At 61.7% G+C, this 22,872-nt stretch carries 23 protein-coding genes, 1 tRNA gene and 1 pseudogene; 24 read left to right on the top strand and 1 reads right to left on the bottom strand.

The window, feature by feature from the left end:
- Window positions 1-24 precede the first annotated feature (24 nt).
- The 8 genes from ccoS (at window position 25) to AC07YZ_RS09385 (ending at window position 5,773) form a co-directional block, all read left to right on the top strand.
- The gene (gene ccoS, locus AC07YZ_RS09350; RefSeq protein ID WP_226493447.1) at window positions 25-162 is read left to right on the top strand and encodes a cbb3-type cytochrome oxidase assembly protein CcoS; all 138 of its coding nucleotides are present in this window, start codon (window positions 25-27) and stop codon (window positions 160-162) included.
- 68 nt (window positions 163-230) lie between these two features.
- On the top strand, window positions 231-1,676 hold the full coding sequence (gene ccoN / locus AC07YZ_RS09355) for a cytochrome-c oxidase, cbb3-type subunit I (protein ID WP_226493446.1): 1,446 nt from the start codon (window positions 231-233) through the stop codon (window positions 1,674-1,676).
- Between the two features lie 11 nt (window positions 1,677-1,687).
- Complete coding sequence (gene ccoO / locus AC07YZ_RS09360; protein ID WP_494794540.1) at window positions 1,688-2,437, top strand: cytochrome-c oxidase, cbb3-type subunit II; 750 nt, start codon at window positions 1,688-1,690, stop codon at window positions 2,435-2,437.
- Between the two features lie 16 nt (window positions 2,438-2,453).
- The gene (locus tag AC07YZ_RS09365; protein ID WP_226493444.1) at window positions 2,454-2,591 is read left to right on the top strand and encodes a cbb3-type cytochrome oxidase subunit 3; all 138 of its coding nucleotides are present in this window, start codon (window positions 2,454-2,456) and stop codon (window positions 2,589-2,591) included.
- Between the two features lie 26 nt (window positions 2,592-2,617).
- On the top strand, window positions 2,618-3,526 hold the full coding sequence (gene ccoP / locus AC07YZ_RS09370; RefSeq protein WP_494794541.1) for a cytochrome-c oxidase, cbb3-type subunit III: 909 nt from the start codon (window positions 2,618-2,620) through the stop codon (window positions 3,524-3,526).
- 70 nt (window positions 3,527-3,596) lie between these two features.
- Window positions 3,597-5,063 (top strand): cytochrome c oxidase accessory protein CcoG, encoded by a 1,467-nt coding sequence (gene ccoG, locus AC07YZ_RS09375; protein ID WP_494794542.1) that lies wholly within the window; start codon window positions 3,597-3,599, stop codon window positions 5,061-5,063.
- Window positions 5,064-5,105: 42 nt separating this feature from the next.
- Window positions 5,106-5,402, top strand: a complete 297-nt coding sequence (locus AC07YZ_RS09380; protein ID WP_494794543.1) for a nitrogen fixation protein FixH — start codon at window positions 5,106-5,108, stop codon at window positions 5,400-5,402.
- Window positions 5,403-5,479: 77 nt separating this feature from the next.
- Window positions 5,480-5,773: a hypothetical protein gene (locus AC07YZ_RS09385; protein WP_494794544.1), complete on the top strand. Its 294-nt coding sequence runs from the start codon at window positions 5,480-5,482 to the stop codon at window positions 5,771-5,773.
- 99 nt (window positions 5,774-5,872) lie between these two features.
- On the opposite strand, the gene fnr is transcribed toward AC07YZ_RS09385, so the two are convergent.
- Window positions 5,873-6,592, bottom strand: coding sequence for a fumarate/nitrate reduction transcriptional regulator Fnr (fnr, locus tag AC07YZ_RS09390; protein WP_226493440.1), 720 nt, complete (start codon window positions 6,590-6,592; stop codon window positions 5,873-5,875).
- A gap of 179 nt (window positions 6,593-6,771) precedes the next feature.
- Between fnr and hemN the strand changes: the two genes are divergently transcribed.
- The 16 genes and pseudogenes from hemN (at window position 6,772) to AC07YZ_RS09470 (ending at window position 22,872) form a co-directional block, all read left to right on the top strand.
- Window positions 6,772-8,151 carry an oxygen-independent coproporphyrinogen III oxidase gene (hemN, locus tag AC07YZ_RS09395; protein ID WP_226493439.1) on the top strand — a complete coding sequence of 460 codons (1,380 nt, stop codon included), beginning with the start codon at window positions 6,772-6,774 and terminating at the stop codon, window positions 8,149-8,151.
- 72 nt (window positions 8,152-8,223) lie between these two features.
- Window positions 8,224-8,883, top strand: coding sequence for a sulfite exporter TauE/SafE family protein (locus AC07YZ_RS09400; protein WP_319004824.1), 660 nt, complete (start codon window positions 8,224-8,226; stop codon window positions 8,881-8,883).
- 173 nt (window positions 8,884-9,056) lie between these two features.
- A pseudogene (locus AC07YZ_RS09405) lies at window positions 9,057-9,178 on the top strand (IS3 family transposase); the annotation flags it as partial.
- A 379-nt stretch (window positions 9,179-9,557) separates the two neighbouring features.
- Window positions 9,558-10,889 (top strand): isocitrate lyase, encoded by a 1,332-nt coding sequence (gene aceA / locus AC07YZ_RS09410; RefSeq protein ID WP_226493437.1) that lies wholly within the window; start codon window positions 9,558-9,560, stop codon window positions 10,887-10,889.
- 235 nt (window positions 10,890-11,124) lie between these two features.
- Window positions 11,125-13,032, top strand: coding sequence for a threonine--tRNA ligase (gene thrS / locus AC07YZ_RS09415; RefSeq protein WP_494794545.1), 1,908 nt, complete (start codon window positions 11,125-11,127; stop codon window positions 13,030-13,032).
- 109 nt (window positions 13,033-13,141) lie between these two features.
- The gene (gene infC, locus AC07YZ_RS09420) at window positions 13,142-13,753 is read left to right on the top strand and encodes a translation initiation factor IF-3 (RefSeq protein WP_494794575.1); all 612 of its coding nucleotides are present in this window, start codon (window positions 13,142-13,144) and stop codon (window positions 13,751-13,753) included.
- A 184-nt stretch (window positions 13,754-13,937) separates the two neighbouring features.
- A complete protein-coding gene (gene rpmI / locus AC07YZ_RS09425) occupies window positions 13,938-14,141 on the top strand; it encodes a 50S ribosomal protein L35 (RefSeq protein WP_066151481.1) in 204 nt (67 codons plus the stop codon).
- A gap of 24 nt (window positions 14,142-14,165) precedes the next feature.
- Window positions 14,166-14,525, top strand: a complete 360-nt coding sequence (gene rplT / locus AC07YZ_RS09430; protein WP_068175536.1) for a 50S ribosomal protein L20 — start codon at window positions 14,166-14,168, stop codon at window positions 14,523-14,525.
- 125 nt (window positions 14,526-14,650) lie between these two features.
- A complete protein-coding gene (gene pheS, locus AC07YZ_RS09435; protein WP_494794546.1) occupies window positions 14,651-15,703 on the top strand; it encodes a phenylalanine--tRNA ligase subunit alpha in 1,053 nt (350 codons plus the stop codon).
- Between the two features lie 125 nt (window positions 15,704-15,828).
- Entirely contained in the window at window positions 15,829-18,264 is a 2,436-nt protein-coding gene (gene pheT, locus AC07YZ_RS09440; RefSeq protein WP_226493434.1) for a phenylalanine--tRNA ligase subunit beta, read from the top strand.
- A gap of 25 nt (window positions 18,265-18,289) precedes the next feature.
- Window positions 18,290-18,616: an integration host factor subunit alpha gene (locus AC07YZ_RS09445; RefSeq protein ID WP_226493433.1), complete on the top strand. Its 327-nt coding sequence runs from the start codon at window positions 18,290-18,292 to the stop codon at window positions 18,614-18,616.
- Window positions 18,617-18,811: 195 nt separating this feature from the next.
- Window positions 18,812-19,288 (top strand): MerR family transcriptional regulator, encoded by a 477-nt coding sequence (locus AC07YZ_RS09450; protein WP_226493432.1) that lies wholly within the window; start codon window positions 18,812-18,814, stop codon window positions 19,286-19,288.
- A gap of 35 nt (window positions 19,289-19,323) precedes the next feature.
- Window positions 19,324-19,400: transfer RNA gene (locus AC07YZ_RS09455), tRNA-Pro, on the top strand.
- Between the two features lie 90 nt (window positions 19,401-19,490).
- Entirely contained in the window at window positions 19,491-19,979 is a 489-nt protein-coding gene (locus AC07YZ_RS09460; RefSeq protein ID WP_494794547.1) for a hypothetical protein, read from the top strand.
- A gap of 77 nt (window positions 19,980-20,056) precedes the next feature.
- Window positions 20,057-21,232: an ABC transporter substrate-binding protein gene (locus AC07YZ_RS09465; protein WP_494794548.1), complete on the top strand. Its 1,176-nt coding sequence runs from the start codon at window positions 20,057-20,059 to the stop codon at window positions 21,230-21,232.
- Complete coding sequence (locus tag AC07YZ_RS09470) at window positions 21,205-22,872, top strand: ABC transporter permease (protein WP_494794549.1); 1,668 nt, start codon at window positions 21,205-21,207, stop codon at window positions 22,870-22,872. Before AC07YZ_RS09465 ends, AC07YZ_RS09470 begins: the two co-directional genes overlap by 28 nt.

Genomic DNA, 22,872 nt, shown 5'->3' on the forward strand with positions numbered 1-22,872 from the left:
GTTCGATTGATAAAGGTGTTCATCATGGATGTTCTGTATTTGCTGATCCCCATTTCGGTGTTGCTCGTGTTCGCCATCATCGGGGTATTTTGGTGGGCACTTCAGGCTGGGCAATTCGACAACATCGAACGTGAGGGCGAGCGCATTCTTCGGGGCGATTGACTTAAGTCAAGGTGCATGGAGGGTGCCGTGAGGACACTCCAACAAGCGACATTTATGAGGAGTTCTGTATGTCCGTAACAAGAAAGGCCAGCCAACCGGCGGTCTACAACGACAGTGTGGTCCGCGGGTTTGCCATCATGTCCGTGATCTACGGCGTGGTGGGCATGCTGGTGGGTGTGATCATCGCGGCCCAGTTGACCTGGCCCGAGTTGAACATGGGCATTGAATGGCTGACCTACGGCCGTCTTCGCCCCTTGCACACCAACGCGGTGATTTTTGCGTTTGGTGGGTCGGTGCTGTTTGCGACCAGCTACTACGTGGTGCAGCGAACCTGCCACACCGCCTTGTTCTCGAACAAGCTGGCCTGGCTGACGTTCTGGGGTTGGAACGCGGTGATCGTGGCGGCCGTCGTGTCGCTGCCCCTGGGGCTGACTCAGGGCAAGGAATACGCCGAACTGATCTGGCCGATTGACCTGTTGATCACTGTGGTCTGGGTGTCGTATGCGATCGTGTTCTTCGGCACGGTTGGCACCCGCAAGGTCAAGCACATCTACGTGGCCAACTGGTTCTTTGGTGCCTACATCATCACCATCGCCCTGTTGCACATCTTCAACAACCTGTCCATCCCGACCGGTGCCACGCACTCCTACTCGGCCTACGCCGGCGTGCAGGATGCCATGGTGCAATGGTGGTACGGCCACAACGCGGTGGGCTTCTTCCTGACCGCCGCCTTCCTGGGCATGATGTATTACTTCATCCCCAAGCAGGCCGAGCGTCCGGTCTACTCCTACCGCCTGTCCATCGTCCACTTCTGGGCGCTGATCTTCACCTACATGTGGGCGGGCCCACACCACCTGCACTACACCGCGCTGCCCGACTGGACGCAGTCCGTTGGCATGGTGTTCTCCCTGATCCTGCTGGCTCCCAGCTGGGGCGGCATGATCAACGGCATCATGACGCTGTCGGGTGCCTGGCACAAACTGCGTGACGATCCCATCCTGCGCTTCCTGATCGTGTCCCTGTCGTTCTACGGCATGTCCACCTTCGAAGGCCCGATGATGTCGATCAAGACCGTCAACGCGCTGTCGCACTACACCGACTGGACCGTGGGGCACGTGCACTCCGGCGCTCTGGGTTGGGTGGGGCTGGTGTCCATGGGGTCGCTGTACTACCTGATTCCGCGCCTGTTTGGCCAGAAGAAGATGTATTCGGTGCCTGCCATTGAGTTGCACTTCTGGGTGGCCACCATTGGCATCGTGCTGTACATCGCCGCCATGTGGATTGCCGGTGTGATGCAAGGTCTGATGTGGCGCTCGGTCAACCCCGACGGCAGCCTGACCTACACCTTCGTCGAGTCGGTGAAGGCCACCTTCCCGTTCTATGTGATCCGTCTGCTGGGTGGTGTGCTGTACCTCAGCGGCATGCTGGTCATGCTCTGGAACGTCATCATGACGATGCGTCAGGGCCGTGTCGTGGACGTGCCCGTCCTCGCCGTCAACCCCGCACACGCCTGAGGAGTAGAAACATGGCAAACAACGAAAAAGTCGAAGGCCACGGACGGATCGAGACCAACAACTTCCTCATGATCGTGTTGATCACGCTCGTGGTGGCTGTGGGTGGTCTGGTTGAAATCGTGCCCCTGTTCTTCCAGAAGTCCACCACCACACCGATCGAAGGCCTCAAGCCCTACAGCGCACTGCAGCTGGCCGGTCGTGATGTCTATGTGAGCGAAGGTTGCTACAACTGCCACTCGCAGATGATTCGTCCGTTCCAGGCCGAGACGCTGCGTTATGGCCCTTACTCGGTGGCTGGCGAATTTGTTTACGACCGTCCGTTCCAGTGGGGTTCCAAGCGCACGGGTCCTGATCTGCACCGTGTGGGTGGCCGCTACAGCGATGAATGGCATCGCACCCACCTGACCAACCCACGCGATGTGGTGCCTGAATCGAACATGCCCGCGTACGCATTCCTTGGCGAGAAAGCGGTGAATGCGGACGTCATGCCCAAGCGCATGGAAGTGCTGCGTACGCTCGGCGCGCCTTACACCGACGAAGAGATCGCACAGTCGGTCGAAGCTGTGAAGGGTAAGACCCAGATGGAAGCCGTGATCGCCTATCTGCAGGTGCTGGGCACCGCTCGCAGCGCCAGCCGCCCGGCTGCCGAGGCGGCTCCGGCACCCGCTGCTGCTGATGTGACTCCGGCGGCCGAGGCTGCAGCGCCTACCGCTCCGGCTGTTGAGCCAGCGCCCGTCGCGGCGACTGGTACCAAGCAATAACCGCGGAAGGCCCACCATGGACATCAACGATCTGCGCAGCATCGTCACGGTGGTCAGTTTGCTGACCTTCGTGGGCATCGTGGTATGGGCCTGGTCCAAACGCAACCAGGCCAGCTTTGACGAGGCAGCCCAACTGCCCTTCACTGACGACTAAACCGCGGCACCAACAAGAGAAACATCATGAGCGACTTTACAAGTGATTTCTGGCACCTCTACGTGGGCGGGTTGACACTGGTCAGCATCATCGCCTGCCTGATCCTGCTTTGGATCAGTGGCACCACGAAGGCGAACACCCATGCCGACAACACCACCGGTCACGTCTGGGACGGCGATCTGGCGGAAATGAACAACCCGCTGCCCAGGTGGTGGGTCTATCTGTTCATCATCACGGTGCTCTTCGCGCTGGCCTACGGTGCGCTGTATCCCATGTTTGGCAAATTCCAGGGTGTACTGGGCTGGAGTTCGCAGGGGCAGCACACCTCCGAGGTTGCAAAGGTGGAGGCGGCCATCGCCCCGATATACGCCAAATTCAACGGCATGACCCCGGAGCAGATCGCTGGCGATGCGCAAGCCATGGCCATTGGTGAGCGTCTGTTCATGAACTACTGTGCCCAGTGCCATGGTTCTGATGCCCGTGGAGCCAAGGGCTTTCCCAACCTGACCGACGGTGACTGGCTGGGCGGTGGTGACCATGCGACCATCAAAAAGACGATTGCTCAGGGCCGTATCGGTGTCATGCCCCCGATGGCTGCTGCCGTGGGCAGTGCTGAAGACGTGCGCAACGTGGCGAACTACGTGCTGAGCCTGTCTGGCAGTCCGCACGACTCCGTGCGAGCCTCCCAGGGCAAAGAAAAGTTCGCTGCCTGTGCGGCCTGCCACGGCATGGATGGCAAAGGGATGGCGGCGGTGGGTGCTGCCAACCTGACCGATGGTACGTGGCTGCATGGCTGGGGTGAAGAAGCCATCATCCGCGCTGTGAACAATGGATTCACCAACCAGATGCCCGGGCAGTCGGCCTTGCTGAACGAAGCGCAGATCAACGTGCTCGCGTCCTACGTCTGGGGCATGTCGAACAAGCCCGCCAATTAAGGCAACCGAGGAGGCTGTGTGGTCGCTTTGACCGCGCAGCCTTTTTTCTTTCACCAACCACGGGTTCCTCGTGACTTCCGCCACGCCAGACGTCAGCAGCAGCAAACCGATCATTCCCATCACCCCGGAACCATCGCAAGGAGATGCTGCCGGCGACGAGGTGATGGTTTCTCTGTACGCTTCTCGCCAGAAAATTTACCCGCGCTCGGTCGCTGGTCTGTTTTCCAAATGGCGGTGGATTGCGGTCTGGATCACGCAGATCGTGTTTTACGGCTTGCCCTGGCTGGAGTGGAATGCGCGTCAAGCGGTGCTCTTCGATCTCGAAGCGCGCCGCTTTTACATTTTCGGCCTGGTGCTCTACCCGCAGGACTTCATCTACCTCACGGGGCTGTTGGTCATTTCGGCGCTGGCACTGTTCCTGTTCACGGCCGTGGCAGGGCGCCTGTGGTGCGGCTACGCCTGTCCACAGACGGTCTACACAGAGATATTCCTGTGGATCGAGAAAAAGGTCGAAGGTGACCGGTCCGCGCGCATGCGGCTCGACCAGTCACCCCTGTCGGCCGCCAAGTTCAGCAAGAAGTGGATCAAGCATGCGCTCTGGATCTTGTTTGCCCTTTGGACCGGCTTCACGTTCGTGGGCTACTTCACGCCGATTCGTGAGCTGACCTCGCTGTCCCTGGCGGCGTCCCTCGGCCCTTGGCAAACCTTCTGGATCTTCTTCTACGGGTTTGCCACCTATGGCAATGCCGGCTTCATGCGCGAACAGGTCTGCAAGTACATGTGCCCCTATGCGCGCTTCCAGAGCGCGATGTTCGACAAGGACACGATGATCGTCACTTACGACGAGAAACGTGGTGAGCCGCGTGGACCGCGTTCCAAGAAGGCGGACCCGAAAGCCCTGGGCCTGGGTGCGTGTGTGGATTGCACCTTGTGTGTGCAGGTCTGTCCCACCGGGATCGACATTCGAAAAGGCCTGCAATACGAGTGCATCGGTTGCGGGGCTTGCATCGATGTCTGCGATGAGGTGATGGACAAGGTGGGCTATCCACGTGGCCTCATCAAATACTCCACGCAAAATGGCATGGCGCAAGGGTGGAGCACCCGGCAGATGATCCGCCGCGCGATGCGCCCACGGGTCCTGGTGTATTCCGGCATTCTGCTGACCATCACCCTCGCCGTGATGATCAGCCTCTTCTTGCGCACCCCCCTCAAGGTCGACGTCATTCGTGATCGCGGCGTGCTGGCTCGCATGGTGGAGCAGGGGCGCATCGAAAACGTGTTCAGGCTGCAGGTCATGAACGCGACCGAAAGCACGCAGCGCTACGTGATCAGCGTGTCGGGGTTGCAGGGCATCACCATCGCGTCGGAAGCCGAGATTGAAGTGTTGCCCACGGAAGTCCGGTCTGCGGTGCTGCGGGTGCAGGTGCCACCCGATACGGCACCCAGCGGGTCCCACCCGATCCACTTCGAGATCCGGTCCACAGGGGATGAGGCATCCCAGGTAACCGAAAAAGCAGCCTTTCTTATCCCGCGCTGAAATGCGGACGTCGCCCATCCACCGACCACTCTGGAGTCTTCAATGAATACCGCAACCCTCAAAAATCCGGACCCTAAGCCTTCTGTCTCCTGGTGGCGCGTTCCCCACATGTGGCTGGTGGTGGGGGGACCATTGCTGGTGGTGGTCGCGAGCATCATCACCGCCGTCATTGCGGTGAAGGGCGCCGATCCCGTGCTCGACAAGGAAGACTACGAGCGCAACCTCCAGGTCGCGCGGTCGCTGCAAGGGCAGGCCCGCATTGACGCGCTGATCCAGCTGCAGCCCGCCCACCAGGCGCGCAATCACGCGGCCTCACCGGTGGTTCCAACCGACGAATAGGTGTGTGATGATCAAAGCTTCGTGAGGCGCATCACGACAACCTCCGAGTCAGCGACAGAACCCAAGGAGACAAAACAATGTGGGCTCAGCGATGGATGTGGATTGCATGGCCGGCTTTTCTGGTGGCCGCCGTACTGGAGATGATCGTGTTTGCCATGGTCGATCCCAGTGATCTGCACTGGTTCGGGCAACCGCTGGAGATGTCCAGGCAGGCCGTCTATACGATGGCCTTCTTTGTTTTCTGGCTGGTGACCATGGTGTCGAGCTCACTCACAGCGCTCTTGTCCATGTCCCCGTTCGAGGTCAACCGTTGTCCCGTTCCGTTGGAGGAGCGACCTCGCGACTGTGCCAAGAACGGTTCGTGTTCCTGAAGCAGTTTGTTGCTCAAAAATCAAGCCCCGCCCGAGCAGTCTCGGCGGGGCTTGGTTTTTGGGGTATGCCGGATGCGGGCCAGAAGCCGCTGCCTGAGTTCAGCGACAGGACTGTGGGTTGACGATCTGTTTGAGCGCGTCGGTGTTCTTGATGTGAACGTAGCGTTGCTTGACCTCGATCGTGCCTTCCTCGACGAACTTCGAGAACGTGCGGCTCACCGTCTCAAGCTTCATGCCGAGGTAGCTCCCGATTTCTTCCCGGGTCATGCGAAGAATCAGCTCCGACTGCGAGAAGCCTCGGGCATGCAGGCGCTGTACCAGATTGAGCAGGAAGGCGGCCAGCCGCTCTTCCGCCCTCATGCTGCCCAACAACAACATGACGCTGTGATCGCGCACGATCTCACGGCTCATGATCTTGTGCACATGGTGCTGCAGGGTTGTGAACTCTCTCGACAGCTGCTCGACATCGTCAAACGGCATGACGCAGACCTCGGCGTCCTCCAGCGCAATCGCATCGCAGGAATGGTGGTCACTGACGATGCCGTCCAGACCAATGATTTCGCCTGTCATCTGGAAGCCCGTGACCTGGTCCCGGCCGTCAGCCGTGGTCACACAGGTCTTGAAGAAACCTGAACGAACCGCATACAACGAGGTGAATTTGTCACCGGTGTTGAACAGCGCCGCTCCGCGCTTGATCCTGCGTCGCGAAGAAATCACGCTGTCGAGCTTGTCCATCTCTTCGGAATTCAATCCCATGGGTAAGCACAACTCGCGCAGGTTGCAGCTTGAACAGGCGACTTTGATGCTATGAACGTCCATATTTTTCCCGGAATTGCAGCCCGAGCTTACCCCATGGTTCCGCAGCCTGTCGAGCGAGCATCGGTTTCCAGAGACGGGAACTCAGGGTCAACCCGAGTATGACGGGTGGGCTTGATCAAGATCAAGGGGCTCGCCCTGTGCATGATGCACAGTAAAGCTGAAGAACTGGAGAATTGTTTGTGAGTCATGCCATTTCCAACGAATTGCTCAAGCGATTCGACGTCCCCGGACCGCGTTACACCTCTTATCCGACCGCTGATCGTTTCGTTGAAGCCTTCACCGAGCAGGACTATGTCCAGGCGCTGGAGCAACGCCGGGCCGGGTCGATGGCGTTGCCCCTGTCTCTCTACGTGCACATCCCGTTCTGCGAGTCGGTTTGTTACTACTGCGCCTGCAACAAGGTCATCACCAAGCACCATGAGCGCGCCGCCGAGTATCTGCGCTACCTGTCGCGTGAAGTCGATCTTCAGGTCCAGCATTTCGGTCAGGGGCACAGTGTTTCACAGTTGCACCTCGGTGGCGGCACACCCACTTTCCTCTCGGACGCCGAACTCGAAGACCTCATGGCCATGATCCGGCGAAACTTCACACTGGTGCCAGGCGGCGAATACTCGATCGAGGTCGATCCCCGAACCGTCACCGACCAGCGCCTGCAGACCCTGGCCAGACTGGGTTTCAACCGCCTGAGCTTTGGCGTGCAGGACTTTGACCCCGCTGTGCAAAAGGCGGTCCACCGCGTACAGCCGGCCGAGCAGGTGTTCGCGCTGGTGGACACGGCGCGCAAGATCGGGTTTGAGTCGGTCAATGTCGATCTGATTTACGGCCTGCCTCTGCAGACGCCCGAGTCGTTCTCCCGCACGCTGGCGCAAGTCAATGCCCTGCGCCCGGATCGCATTGCGCTCTACGCCTATGCGCATCTGCCCTCGCGTTTCAAGCCTCAGCGACGCATCATCTCTGCGGAGCTTCCCAGCGGCGGTGACAAGCTGTCCATGCTGTCGGCCTCGCTCGATGCGCTGATGGGCGCTGGATACGTTTATGTTGGCATGGATCACTTTGCCTTGCCGACCGATGCGCTGGCCGTGGCCAAGCGGCAGGGGCGCTTGCACCGAAACTTCCAGGGTTACAGCACCCAGCCAGACTGTGACCTGATCGCGCTGGGTGTTTCGGCCATCGGTCGCATTGGTGCCACCTACAGCCAAAACGCCAAGACGCTGGAGGAGTATTACGACGCGCTCGATCAGGGGCGACTGCCGATCGTGCGCGGGTTGGCCTTGACCCGCGATGATCTGCTGCGCCGGTCGGTGATCATGTCCATCATGTGCCAGGGGCAGCTCCAGTACGAGTCGATCGAACTTGGACACCTGATCGATTTCAAGACGTACTTCGCGCGCGAACTGGAGGCGCTGGCCGGGTTGGCCGAACATGGGCTGGTCACCATCGACGACAGTGGTGTGCAGGTGACGGCCACGGGCTGGTTCTTGGTGCGGGCCATTGCCATGGTGTTCGACAAGAACCTGCAGGTGGACCAGGACCGGGCACGTTTCTCCAAGATCATCTGATCGCTTGTTCGACTCGAAGCCCGAAGCACCCTGGGCTGCCGACTGCGCTACAGTGCCCTCATGCAGACTTCAATGGCGATCACGGCCCTTTTCATGGGGCTGGCCGGCGGGCCCCACTGCGTCGCCATGTGTGGCGCGGCCTGCGCAGGCATCGGTCGTGCCGCTGGTGAGCGGAGCACGCGCGCCTTGTGGACGTTCCAGCTCAGTCGCATGGTCGGCTATGCCTTGTTCGGTGCCTTTGCCGCCGGCTCGGTGCAAGGGCTGGCATGGTTGGGCACGAATACCACCGCCATACGTCCGGTCTGGACCATGTTTCATGTCGGGGCGTTGGTGCTGGGGGCCGTGCTGATCTGGCAGGCGCGCCAGCCGGCATGGATCGAAAATCTGGGGCAAACCGTCTGGCGCAAAGCCAGGCCCGTACTGACCACATTGGGGCAGCGTGCTCCGGTGGTGCTGGGCGTTGCCTGGGCACTCATGCCTTGTGGCCTGTTGTATTCGGCGCTGTTGGTGGCGTCGCTCTCGGCCAATGCGCTGGAGGGCGCGGCCATCATGGCGCTGTTCTCCCTTGGAACCTCTGTCTCGCTGACCGCTGCACCGTGGTTGCTGCTGCGTCTGCGTGGTGGCCGCTCGGGCGCATGGGGAATCCGTTTGGCTGGATTGGCGCTGGCGGCCACGTCTGGCTGGGCGCTGTGGATGGGCATCACGCATCCGACAGGGCTGTGGTGCGCTTGACTTTGTTTCAGGTCGCTTAAGTTCATCGTTCTGGAAGCGTTGCCAACACCGGGCCGAGTCGGGCGCGATGGCAAACGCAATTTTCTGTGATGTAGTCAGTGGTTCCCCCGTGAACGGCACGGCAATGGCCATCATTGCTGATGGGGCATGACGTAAATACACCCGCCCGCGAGGCCGTCGAATCGATGGCCGCCCATATTGGCTGCGTGTCGCGGACTTGCTCGAATGGGGCAAGCGCGGAGAGATCGATGCCGGCCTGCGCGATGGCTTGACCGGCGGCGAGCGCGAGCGTCTCACGTCATGCTTGGAACACGCCGATGCTTGTTGCGTGCGGAATAGGTCGCGCAGGGGGCCGAGGGATCCGATGTCCTGTCAAGAGCAGAACCCTGAAAGAAAGAAGAAGGGACTCTGACCATCTCAGGATGAGAGAATCAATTTTCTCTATATGAAATCATGAAATGGTGCGCCGCAAGAAATTTTCTCAATACGAGAGAAATGTTTTCGCATTGAGAAATTATGATAGAAAGTTGTTGAATTTAAAAAGAAAAATATTTGTCTTATATAAGACATAAGAGATTTTCAAAGTCTTCTATAAGACTTAAAGTCTCTTCACCGGCATCGCGTTCTCGAACGCACCCGCCGACCCCTTTCAATCAACCTCATGGAGTGAACACATGCCCCAATCCCTCAACGAGCAACTGAGCCGTCAGCAGCAGATCGACGCCCTGGAAAAGGACTGGGCAACCAACCCCCGCTGGAAGGGCGTGAAGCGTGGCTATTCCGCAGCGGACGTCGTGCGTCTGCGCGGCAGCATGCAGGTAGAGCACACGCTGGCCAAGCGTGGCGCCGAGAAGCTGTGGGACAAGGTCAACGGCGGCGCCAAGAAGGGCTACGTCAACGCCTTTGGCGCCATCTCCGCCGGTCAGGCCATGCAGCAGGCCAAGGCGGGTCTGGAGGCCGTGTACCTGTCGGGCTGGCAAGTCGCCGCCGATGGCAATACCAGCGAAACCATGTACCCCGACCAGTCGCTCTACGCCTACGACTCGGTGCCCACCATGGTCCGCCGCATCAACAACACCTTCAAGCGCGCCGACGAGATCCAGTGGGGCCGTGGCATTGAGCCGGGCAGCCCTGAGTTCATCGACTACTTCCTGCCCATCGTGGCGGATGCCGAGGCTGGTTTTGGTGGTGTGCTCAACGCCTTCGAACTGATGAAGAACATGATCGCCGCCGGTGCCGCCGGCGTGCACTTTGAGGACCAGCTGGCCGCTGTGAAGAAGTGCGGCCACATGGGTGGCAAGGTGCTCGTGCCCACGCAGGAAGCCTGCGAAAAGCTGATCGCCGCGCGCTTCGCCGCCGACGTGATGGGGGTGTCCACCATTGTGCTGGCCCGCACCGATGCCGAAGCCGCCAACCTGATCACCAGCGACCACGATGCCAACGACAAGCCCTTCCTGACCGGCGAGCGCACGCAAGAAGGCTTCTACCGCGTCAAGAACGGCCTGGAGCAGGCCATCAGCCGCGGCATTGCCTACGCTCCCTACGCCGATCTGGTGTGGTGCGAAACCGGCGTGCCCGACATCGGCTTTGCCCGCGAGTTCGCCCAGGCCGTGCAAGGCGCCTGCCCTGGCAAGCTGTTGTCCTACAACTGCTCGCCGTCCTTCAACTGGAAGAAGAACCTGGACGACAAGCAGATTGCCTCCTTCCAGGAGGATCTGGCTGCGCTGGGCTACAAGTACCAGTTCATCACGCTGGCCGGTATCCACATCAACTGGTTCAACACCTTCCAATTCGCCCATGCCTATGCCCGTGGCGAAGGCATGAAGCACTACACGGAGATGGTGCAGGAGCCTGAGTTCGCCGCGCGCGAGAAGGGCTACACCTTCGTGTCGCACCAGCAGGAAGTCGGCGCGGGCTACTTTGACGACGTCACCACGGTGATCCAAGGCGGTTCGTCTTCCGTGAAAGCCTTGACCGGCTCGACCGAAGAAGAGCAGTTCCACTAAAAGCGCCCCCGAGCGGTGAGGAGACGAAGCCCGGGCCTGTCCCGGGCTTTTTTGTGGGAAAATTCAAGCTCTTCGAATCAGCAAGAGCGAGAAAGGCAATCTGGTTATGACACCGCGAACTCAGGAGAAGCTTCTCCAGGCCCTTTGAGGCCAGCAGTTCGCGCCTGCCCGATTCTCTTTTCTTTCTCTCCACTCCAGCGCGGCCCTTGCCGCGCTTTTTTGTTTCTGGACACCCATGTTGCACATCACGCTCCCTGACGGCTCACAACGCGAGTTTTCTGGCCCGGTCACCGTGGCCGAGGTTGCCGCCTCGATCGGTGCTGGTTTGGCCAAGGCCGCTCTGGCGGGAAAGATCGATGGCAAGGTGGTCGATACCAGTTTTCAGATCACGCAGGACAGCTCGCTGTCCATCGTGACGGCCAAAGACACAGACGGTCTGGAGGTGATTCGCCACTCCACCGCCCACTTGCTGGCCTATGCCGTCAAGGAGCTGTTTCCGGATGCCCAGGTCACCATTGGCCCGGTGATCGAACACGGGTTCTTCTACGATTTCTCCTATAAGCGGCCTTTCACGCCCGACGACTTGGTGGCGATCGAGAAGCGCATGGCCGAGCTGGCCGCCAAGGACGAACCGGTGGTGCGTCGAGTGCTGCCGCGCGACGAGGCGGTGGCGTACTTCAAAGGCTTGGGTGAGCACTACAAGGCCGAGATCATTGCCAGCATTCCCAGCAACGAGGATGTGTCGCTCTACCGCGAAGGTGCGTTCGAAGACCTGTGCCGCGGCCCGCACGTGCCCAGTACCGGCAAGCTCAAACATTTCAAACTCATGAAGGTGGCGGGCGCCTACTGGCGTGGTGATCACCGCAACGAAATGCTGCAGCGCATCTACGGCACGGCCTGGGCGACCAAGGATGAACTGCAGCAGCACCTGACCATGCTCGAAGAGGCGGAGAAGCGCGACCACCGCAAGCTCGGGCGTGAGCTCGATCTGTTTCACATTGACGAACACGCGCCCGGGTTGGTGTTCTGGCACCCCAAGGGGTGGACGCTGTGGCAGGAGGTGGAGCAGTACATGCGCCGCGTCTACCGCAACAACGGATACCAGGAGGTCAAGGGTCCGCAAATTCTGGACAAAGGTCTCTGGGAGAAGACCGGTCATTGGGACAAGTATCGCGACAACATGTTCACCACGGAGAGTGAAAAGCGCGACTATGCCCTCAAGCCCATGAACTGCCCGGGCCACATTCTGATCTACAAGCAGGGCATCAAGAGCTATCGGGATCTGCCTTTGCGGTACGGAGAATTTGGTCAGTGTCACCGCAATGAGCCCAGTGGCGGTCTGCACGGCATCATGCGCGTGCGTGGCTTTACGCAGGACGATGGCCATATCTTCTGTACCGAGGACCAGATTCTGGGCGAATGCGTTGCATACACCGCGCTGCTGCAGAAGGTGTATGCCGACTTTGGCTTCAAGAACATCATCTACAAGGTTGCCACGCGGCCCGATGCGCGCATTGGCAGCGACGAGATATGGGACAAGGCCGAACATGCGCTCGTCGAGAGTCTGCGTGCTTCGGGTTGTGAGTTCGAGTTGTCCCCGGGCGAAGGTGCGTTCTATGGTCCGAAGATCGAGTACACGCTCAAGGATGCGATCGGGCGTCAATGGCAGTGTGGCACGATGCAGGTGGATTTCTCCATGCCGGAGCGGCTGGACGCCGAGTACGTGGCGGAGGATGGCAGCCGTCAACGACCGGTGATGTTGCACCGCGCCATCGTCGGCAGCCTGGAGCGTTTCATCGGGATATTGATCGAGGAGCACGCGGGTGCGCTGCCGACATGGCTGGCGCCGGTGCAGGTGGCCGTGCTCAATATCACCGATGCGCAGGCCGAATACTGTCGCGAAATCGCGGAATCACTGCAGAATCAAGGGCTTAGGGTCACGATCGACCTCCGCAACGAGAAAATAACGTATAAAATACGGGAGCACGCGTTGCAAAAGCTCCCTTACATCCTTGTCGTGGGCGACAAAGAGAAGGCGGCTGGTGCCGTGGCTGTGCGGGCGCGAGGTAACAAAGACCTCGGGGTCATGCCGCTGGAAGACTTTTCCAGACTTATCACGGCAGACATTTCATCCAAGGTTTGAATTCAAACACCCGGTTGATGCCCCTGCGGCTGCAGCACACAATGCGGACGCACTGGGGCTGCCAATAGGTTGCCCATCTGTTTGATCTGCCCACGCAAAGGAACCTACCATAGCTACCAATTTTCGTGACCGCCGCCAGCGCGAGGAGCGCGCGCACCGACTGAATCGTGAAATCATGGCCCCCGAGGTTCGCCTCAACGGGCCGGAGAACGAGCCGCTGGGCATTGTCAGTCTGCAGGAAGCGCTGCGCATGGCTGGTGAGCTGGATGTGGATCTGGTCGAAATTGCGGCTGCGGCCAATCCTCCGGTGTGTCGCCTGATGGACTACGGCAAGTTCAAGTACCAGGAGCAGAAGAAGGCGGCTGAGGCGAAGGCTAAGCAGACGGTTATCGAGATCAAGGAGATCAAGTTCCGTCCTGGGACCGATGATGGCGACTACAACATCAAGATGCGCAATATCCGGCGTTTTCTCGATGAAGGTGACAAGTGCAAGATCACGTTGCGCTTCCGTGGTCGTGAAATCACGCACCAGGATCTGGGGCTGGCGTTGCTCAATCGCATACGCGATGAGTTGGCCGATTCGATCGTGGTGGAGCAGTTTCCCAAGCTCGAAGGTCGTCAGATGATCATGATGATCGCGCCAGGTCGCAAGAAGGCCGGCGGTGCTGCCAAGGCGACCGAGGCGACGGCGGCGCAAAGCGCTGAGCAGCCGACAGCCTGAGGTAGTGCGGCTGTTGTGACAAGGATTGGACGGGCAGGGTAGTCTCCTGCCGGTTCGAGGCACTGGTTGAAAAACCGGTTGCCGAACGAGAAGCCGCAAGGCTTTTCATAAAAGTGGCTCGGGGCCAACAAGTCTGCGGAAGGTTCGCGGCGCCTCACGAGCACAAATGAAAAGGAGCATGAATATGCCCAAAATGAAGACCAAGAGCAGCGCGAAGAAGCGATTCCGCGTTCGTCCCGGTGGCACCGTCAAGCGCGGTCAAGCCTTCAAACGTCACATCCTGACCAAGAAGACCACCAAGAACAAGCGCCATCTGCGTGGTGCGGTGACTGTTCATGAGACCAATATGGGTCACATGGCACAGATGCTGCCCGGCATGGGTATTTGATCAACGACGAACAAGGAGTCACTCATGCCTCGCGTCAAACGTGGTGTAACGGCACGCGCCCGCCACAAAAAAGTTCTCGCCCTTGCCAAGGGTTTTCGCGGTCGCCGCGGTAACGTCTTCCGCATCGCCAAACAGGCGGTGATGAAGGCTGGGCAGTACGCCTACCGTGATCGCCGCAACAAGAAGCGCGTCTTCCGTCAGCTCTGGATCGCGCGTATCAATGCCGGTGCCCGTGCTTGCGGCCTGACGTACAGCCAGTTCGCCAATGGCCTGAAAAAGGCTTCTATTGAAATCGACCGCAAGGTCCTGGCCGATCTGGCCGTGAACGACCCGGCTGCCTTTGGCAGCATCGTGGAGCAAGTCAAAGCCAAGCTGGCCGCTTGATTCACGATGGGATGACCGTCGCCTTTCCGGCGGCGGTTTCCCCTGTCGCTCAAAGGGGTTGAGGCTTGAGGGATTTCCCTCGCAGCGCTCAACCCCTTTTTTGTTTTGCAAACCTGTAAACACACATGAACGAGTTGGACGCACTGGTCGATAGCGCACGTGTTGGCTTTGCGCAGGCCGTCACCCCTGCCGACCTGGAAAATGCCAAGGCCCAGTTCCTGGGCAAGTCGGGTCGCATCACCGAGCTGATGAAGGGCATGGCCGCTTTGTCGGTGGACGAAAAAAAGACCCGCGGAGCTGCCATCAACCAGGCCAAGCAGGCGATCGAAGCCGCGCTCACCGCGCGTCGCCAAGCGCTCGCTGACGCGGAACTCCAGGCCCAGCTCAAGTCCGAGGCGTTGGACGTGACGTTGCCCGGCCGTCAGCGTGGACAGGGTGGCCTGCACCCGGTCAGCCTGACGCTGGAGCGGATCGAGGCGATCTTCTCGTCGATGGGGTTCGACGTCGCCGAAGGCCCTGAGATCGAGTCCGACTGGTTCAACTTCACTGCCCTGAACACGCCCGAGGACCACCCGGCGCGTTCCATGCACGACACCTTCTACGTTGAAGGCGGCAGTGAGAAGGCCCCCAACCTGCTGCGCACCCACACCAGTCCGATGCAGATCCGCCATGCGGTGCAACATGTCAAGCGCCACCGCGCTGCGCTGGACGCAGGCCAGGGCATGCCCGAGATTCGCGTGATCGCGCCGGGCCGCACCTACCGTGTGGACAGCGACGCCACGCATTCGCCCATGTTTCACCAGTGTGAAGGTCTGTGGATCGGCGAAAACGTGAGCTTCAAGGACCTGAAGTATGTCTTCACCGATTTTTGCCGGACCTTCTTTGAAAGCCACGATCTGGTGCTGCGGTTCCGTCCCAGCTTCTTCCCCTTCACCGAACCCAGCGCTGAAATCGACATCCAGTTCCAGAGTGGTCCACTGGCCGGGCGCTGGCTCGAAGTGGCCGGATCGGGTCAAGTGCACCCGAACGTGGTGCGCAACATGGGACTGGACCCTGAACGCTATATCGGCTTTGCCTTCGGCATGGGGCCGGACCGCCTGACCATGCTGCGCTATGGCGTGAACGACCTGCGCCTGTTCTTCGACGGCGATATCCGCTTCCTCTCGCAATTCCGTTAGACCATGAACACCCCCGCGCCGCTTCGCGTCACCCCCTTCAGGGGGCAACACCAGCAGCCCGGCAAAGCCGGTTCTGCGGTGTTCCCGGTCGAAGCCCTTGCTGTGCCCACGTACTGAGTCGTTTCATGCAATTTCCCGAATCCTGGCTGCGCGCCTTCTGCAACCCACCCCTGACCAGCCAGCAACTGGCCGACACCCTGACCATGGCCGGTCTGGAGGTCGAAGAACTTCGCCCGTTCGCGCCCGCTTTCACCGGCGTGGTGGTGGGCCAGATCCTGAGCGCCGAACAACACCCCAACGCCGATCGCCTGCGCGTGTGTCAGGTGGATGTGGGGCAGGGTGCTCCGCTGAACATCGTCTGCGGTGCCCCGAACGCGCGCGCCGGCATCAAGGTGCCGTGTGCCACCGTGGGTGCGCTGTTGCCGCCCGGTGAAGACGGCAAGCCTTTTGCCATCAAGCTGGGCAAGTTGCGCGGGGTTGAAAGCCAGGGCATGCTGTGCTCGGCCAAGGAGCTGCAAATCTCCGAAGAGAGCAACGGTCTGCTGGAACTGGGCGACGACGCTGTGGTCGGTCGCAATATCCGCGAACAGCTGGGCCTGGATGACATGCTGTTCACGCTCAAGCTCACGCCCAATCTGGCCCACTGCCTGAGTGTGTACGGCATCGCGCGTGAGGTGTCGGCCCTGACCGATACGCCGTTGCTGCCGTCCGAGTTTCCCAAGGCCGCTGTGCAGATACCGGACCGCCTGCCGGTGAGCGTGCAGGCGCCCGACCTGTGTGGGCGCTTCAGCGGCCGCATTGTGCGCGGTGTGAACACGAAAGCGCAGACCCCGGCCTGGATGGTCGAGCGACTGGCGCGCTGCGGTCAGCGCAGCATCTCGCCGCTGGTGGACATTTCCAATTACGTGATGTTCGAGCTGGGCCGCCCTTCGCACATTTTCGACCTCGACAAGATTCACGGCGGCCTGCAGGTGCGTTGGGGTCGCGAGGGCGAGCAGCTCAAGCTGCTCAACGGCAACACCATCACGGTGAACGCCGACGTGGGTGTGATCGCGGACGACCATCGGGTCGAGTCGCTGGCCGGCATCATGGGCGGAGATGCCACCGCCGTGTCCGACGACACGCAAAACATCTTCATCGAAGCCGCTTTCTGGTGGCCCAAGGCGATTGCCGGGCGTTCGCGGCGGTACAACTTCTCCACCGATGCCGGACACCGGTTCGAGCGCGGTGTGGACCCCTCGACCACGGTGGAGCATGTCGAGCGCATCACGCAGCTCGTGCTGGAGATTTGTGGCGGGCAGGCGGCGGTGCTGGATGACCAGGTGATCCACCTGCCGCAGGCCACGCCGGTGACCTTGCGTGTGGCGCGCGCGGTCAAGGTGATCGGCATGCCACTGACGCAGGCGCAATGCGCAGCTGCTTTGCGGCGTCTGGGATTGCCTGTGGCGGAGGGTGATGGCACCCTCACCGTGACACCACCGGCCTATCGCTTTGATCTGCAGATCGAAGAAGACCTGATTGAAGAGGTGGCGCGTGTCGTGGGCTACAACGAACTGCCCGACACACCGCCACAGGCACCCATCACCGCCAAGGTCCGGACCGAAGCGCGCCGTGGTCCGTTTGCGGTCCGCCGCGCCTTGGCGCAGCTGGGCTATCAGGAGACCATCAATTTCAGCTTTGTCGAAGAGCGCTGGGAGTCGGAACTGGCGGGTAACGCCGATCCGATCCGTCTGCTCAACCCCATCGCCAGCCAGATGAGCGTGATGCGCTCTTCATTGCTCGGCAGCTTGGTGGCCGCGCTCAAGTTCAATCTGGACCGCCGTGCCGACCGCGTGCGCCTGTTCGAGGTGGGTCGCGTGTTCCGCAAGGACGCGTCGGTGACCGACAGCGACACGAGTGTGGCCGGGTTCGATCAACCGATGCGCGTGGCCGGACTGTGCTTCGGTGCGGTTGACGTCCTGCAGTGGGGCTCGCCCGCACGCGCGGTGGACTTCTTTGACGCCAAAGGGGACGTGCAGGCGCTGCTCGCACCCAGGTCGGTCGAATTCAGGGCGGCCGAACATCCCGCCATGCACCCCGGTCGTTGCGCCAGTGTCTGGCTGGCTGGGTCTTGCATTGGCCATGTGGGCGAGCTGCACCCCAAATGGCGGCAGGCCTATGAGTTGGCTCAGGCGCCGGTGATGTTTGAGCTCGACCTCAACGCCGTGCTGGCACGCGATGTGCCGGCTTACCAGGGGGTGAGCCGCCATCAGGCGGTGGAGCGCGACCTTGCCATCGTGGTCAAGGAGTCCGTTACCCACGCGGCGGTGGTCGATGCCATTCGTGCGCCCGCCAATCCCTGGCTGCGCGATGTGATGCTGTTCGATGTGTACCGGCCCAAGAAGCAGGTCGGCGCCGATGCGAGCACTCCCGGTGCGCTGGCAGCCGACGAAAAAAGCCTCGCCATGCGATTGGTGCTCAATCGGGACGACGCTACACTGACCGACGAGGACATCGACGCTGCCATCAAAGCGGTGCTCGAATCACTGGGGCAGCGCGTCGCAGCCAGGCTGCGTGCCTGATCACAAAAAAATGGAGGTTCATCGCATGGAACTCGCCGTTGAAAGCCTGGAAACGCCGGCATTGACCAAAGCGCAGCTCGCCGAATTGCTGTTTGACCAAATTGGTCTGAACAAGCGAGAGTCCAAAGACATGATCGATGCTTTTTTTGATCTCGTCACCGACAGCCTCGTCAATGGCACCGATGTGAAGATCTCGGGTTTCGGCAATTTTCAGATCAGGACCAAGGCCCCCCGACCCGGGCGCAACCCGCGAACCGGTGAACCGGTGGCCATCGAGGCGCGCCGCGTGGTCACCTTCCACGCCAGCCCCAAGCTCAAGGAGCAGGTACAGACTGCCATCGTCGGCGGCTGATCTCGGTGCTTCCCATACCGGCCCGGTGGTCTAGTGATCACCGGGCTTTTTTTCATCTGTTCAAGGGTTGTCGCTTTTTAAATTATGGGATAGCGTGGCATTTGCAACAGTTTGTATGGAATTTTTCATCTGCCAGGACAGGCCCGACTGTGTTAGAGTAAATTTCAAGGTTCGGTCCGTACCGCCTTGATTTTCATGGAAAAAACGCTCCCGCCCATTCCCGCAAAGCGCTACTTCACCATTGGTGAAGTGGGCGAGTTGTGTGGTGTCAAGCCGCATGTGCTGCGGTATTGGGAGCAGGAATTCACCCAGCTGCGGCCCATGAAACGGCGTGGCAACCGCCGCTATTACCAGCACCATGAAGTGCTCATGATCCGCAGGATCCGCGAACTTTTGTACGACCAGGGGTTCACCATCAGTGGTGCGCGCAACAAGCTGCAGGAGCTTGTGCAGGCCGAGCGGGACAAGCGTCGTCAGGACGAAGTCGAAGGCATCGAGGTCATCGAACTTGATCTGGATTCCCAGTTCCCTGTGGATGACTCGACTTTTGGCGCCGATGCGGAGAGCGATATCGCGGTGACGGCGCCAGCGATCAATGGATCGGGCACGCTGTTGCGCGATATGCGCCGCGAATTGCTGGAAATTCGAGAGCTTCTGCGCCACGCGAGCTGAAAGCGGTGTTTTGCCGGCTATAATTTGAGGCTTGTCGGCGTGTAGCGCAGCCTGGTAGCGCACTTGCATGGGGTGCAAGGGGTCGCGAGTTCGAATCCCGCCACGCCGACCATTAAAATCAACGGGTTAGCTCAGAAATGAGCTAACCCGTTTTTCTTTGTGGGTTGCTAGGTGGAGGCCCTGGGGCATACCTTGTCCCGCAATGGAGACCTTGCCCGACAAGGGGCTTGCCCACTGGCATGTCCGCCTGCGGGGGACCGGTCTGCTGGCACGCATTCCCAAACAATGCCAGATGGAGCTGGCCGCTCTGGACAACCTCCGGTACCAAAGCGCCTGCTTCCGACGTGCCGCGGCTTCGGGTCATGTTCCGATGCTGGAGGGGGTGGCCAACCCGTCGGGCCTTTTGCCCCGGGGCGCCCTGCTGGTTGAAGAAATCCTGGGCACGACCGCCTGTGAGCCAGGTCATCTGGAGCCCATCGTGCGGGCCCTTGCTGCCATCCATGCGCTGCCGCTGCCTTTACCGCAAGACCGGGCGCCACTGCTTAACGAACCGGACCCCCTCGCAGGCCTCACCGCGCTGATCGAACATGTTCAGAACCGGGTGAACGACTGCCTGTCCATGCGGTGCATCGAACGCATGCTGGCGGATTTCCACGAGGTGCAAGACCTGTTGGCAACAACGGCCGGATGACCGTGGCGAAGCTGTAAGCTTTGGCGGCGTCGCCCGACCATGGGCTTACATCCTTGTCTTCTTTGGAGTCTTTGCACATGAAATGCCTGCCCCTCACCACCCTGGCGCTGAGCCTGTCGCTCCCCTTTGCCGCGAACGCCGACTGGGCCAAGGTCGAAGCCGAGGCCAAGGGCCAGACGGTGTATTTCAACGCCTGGGGCGGCAGCGAGGCGACGAATGCCTACATCGGCTGGGTGGCGCAGCAGGTCAAGGGCCGCTACGGCGTGGAGCTGCGCCATGTGAAGGTGACGGACACGGCCGAGGTGGTCAAGCGGGTGCAGACCGAGGTGGCCGCCGGGCGCCGCACGGACGGCTCGGTCGATCTGATGTGGATCAACGGTGAAAACTTCCGCAACCTGAAGCAGGGCGGTCTGCTGTTCGGCCCCTGGGCCGAGAGCCTGCCCCACTGGGGCGCGGTGGACCTGAACAAGCCCGTGCGCAGCGACTTCTCGGTGCCCACCGATGGCTTTGAAGCGCCCTGGGGCACGGCGCAGCTGACCTTCATCGCCGACAAGGCCAAGACGCCCACGCCGCCGCGTTCGGCGGCCGAGCTGCTGGCGTTTGCCAAAGCCAACCCGGGCCGCGTGAGCTACCCCAAGCTGCCCGACTTTCACGGCACCACCTTCGTCAAGCAGGTGCTGATCGAGCTGGCGCCCGACCGCCAGCTGCTGCAGGCGCCGGTGTCGGCCGCCGGTTTCGCCTCGGCCACGGCACCGCTGTGGGCCTATCTGGACCAGCTGTACCCGCAGCTCTGGCGCAGCGGCAAGACCTTCCCGGCCAGCGCCGCGGAAATGCACCGCATGCTGGCCGATGGCGAGCTCAAGCTCTCGCTGACCTTCAACCCCAACGAAGCGGCCAACCTGATCACCACGCGCCAGTTGCCGGCCACGGCCTACAGCTTCGGTTTCACGGGCGGCACCATCGGCAACGTGCACTTTGTCGCCATCCCGGTCAACGCCAAGGCCCGGGCCGGCGCCCAGGTGGTGGCCAACTTCCTGCTGTCGCCCGAAGCCCAGGCCCGCAAGGCCGACGTGGCGGTCTGGGGCGACCCCAGCGTGCTCGACATGGCCAAACTGCCCGCCGCGATGCAGTCCACGATGCGCAAGACCGCGCCCGGCGCGCTGGCCGAGGCCGTGCCCACGCTCGCCGAGCCACACGCCAGCTGGGTGGAGGCGTTGGAGGCGGAGTGGCTCAAGCGCTACGGCTCACGCTGATCCGGCGCTTGGCACCGCTTGGGTCGCCGGGCCACGGGCGGCGATGGTCGTCGGTGTGGCTGGCGGCCCTGCCGGTGGCGCTGATCCTCGGGCCCCTGCTGCCCGGGTTGTACTGGGCGCTCGCGCCCGCGCTGGACGCCGCCGTCTGGCAGGCCCTGTGGGCCGACGCCCAGTGGCCCCAGGCCTTGCAGGCCAGCTTGCTCTCGGCCTTGCTGGGGACCGCGCTGGGCGCCGCGATGGCCGCCGTGCTCGCCACCCTGTATTACCCGGGCCGCCGCTGGGCCGACCTGCAGCGGCGCATGCCCTTGTTGCTGTCGGTGCCGCACGCGGCCTTTGCGGTGGGGCTGTTTTTTCTGCTCTCGCCATCGGGCTGGCTGGCGCGCGCGCTGGCCCAGGGGCTGGGCTGGGCCGATCCGCCCGCCTGGATCACGGTGCAGGACCCCCATGGCCTGAGCCTGGCGCTGGCGCTGGGCATCAAGGAGAGCTGGTTTCTCTTGTGGGTGCTGGTCGCGGTCCTGGGTGAGCAGCAGGTGCAGCGCCACATGGTCGTGGCCCGCTCGCTGGGCTACAGCCGGGTGCAGGTCTGGCACCTGGTGCTGTGGCCGCAGTTGCTGCCGCGCCTGGGCTGGCCGCTGGCCGCCGTGTGGGCCTACAGCCTGTCGGTGGTGGACATGGCGGTGATCCTCGGGCCGGGCACACCGCCCACCCTGGCCGTGCTGATCTGGCAATGGCTCATCGACCCCGATGCCGCGATGCAGGCCAAAGGCGGCGCGGCCTCGCTGGTGTTGCTGGGGCTGTTCCTGCTGGGGGCCGGCGCCGCGCGCTGGTTGTGGCGCCACACCGTTCGCAGCGCTGCTTACCCTTCGGGCGAGCGCCGGCCCGCGCCGCGCCCGGCGCGCGTGGGCCTGCATGTGCCTTTGCTGCTGATCGGCTACGCGGTGGTGGCGGTGCTGCTGGTGTGGTCGCTCGCCGACAGCTGGTTTTTCCCGGCGCTGTGGCCCGAATCGCTCTCGCTGCAGACCTGGCGGCAGGCCGACTGGGCGCCGTTCTGGACCACGCTGTGGCTCGGCGCGGCGGCGGTGCTGCTGTGCCTGCCGGCGGCGCTGCTCTGGCTGGAGTGGGGGCCGCAGCGGTTCAACGCCGTGCTGTACGTGCCGCTGATCATTCCCACCCTGCCGCTGGTGGCGGCGCAATACGCGGCCCTGTTGCGGCTGCAGGTGGACGGCACCGCGGCCGGCCTGGTGTGGAGCCACCTGCTGTGGGTGCTGCCCTACATGGTGCTCACGCTGATCGGCCCCTACCGCGGATTTGATCGCCGCCTCATGACCACCGCTCGGGCGCTCGGACATTCACCGCTGAGGGCCTGTTGGAGTGTGAAGTGGCCGATGCTGTTGAAGCCCATGCTGGCCGCGCTGGCCGTGGGTTTTGCGGTGAGCGTGGCGCAGTACCTGCCGACGCTGTTCGCGGGTGGCGGGCGTTTTGTGACCGTGACCACCGAGGCCGTGGCCCTGAGCGCCGGCGGCAACCGCCGCGTGCTGGCCGTGCAGGCGATGCTGCAGATCGCGCTGCCGCTGCTGGGCTTTGGCCTGGCGGCGCTGATGTCACACTGGGCCGGCCGCGCTCGGAAAGGACTTCGTTGA

Source organism: Hydrogenophaga sp. GW101-3F08, from assembly GCF_059424585.1.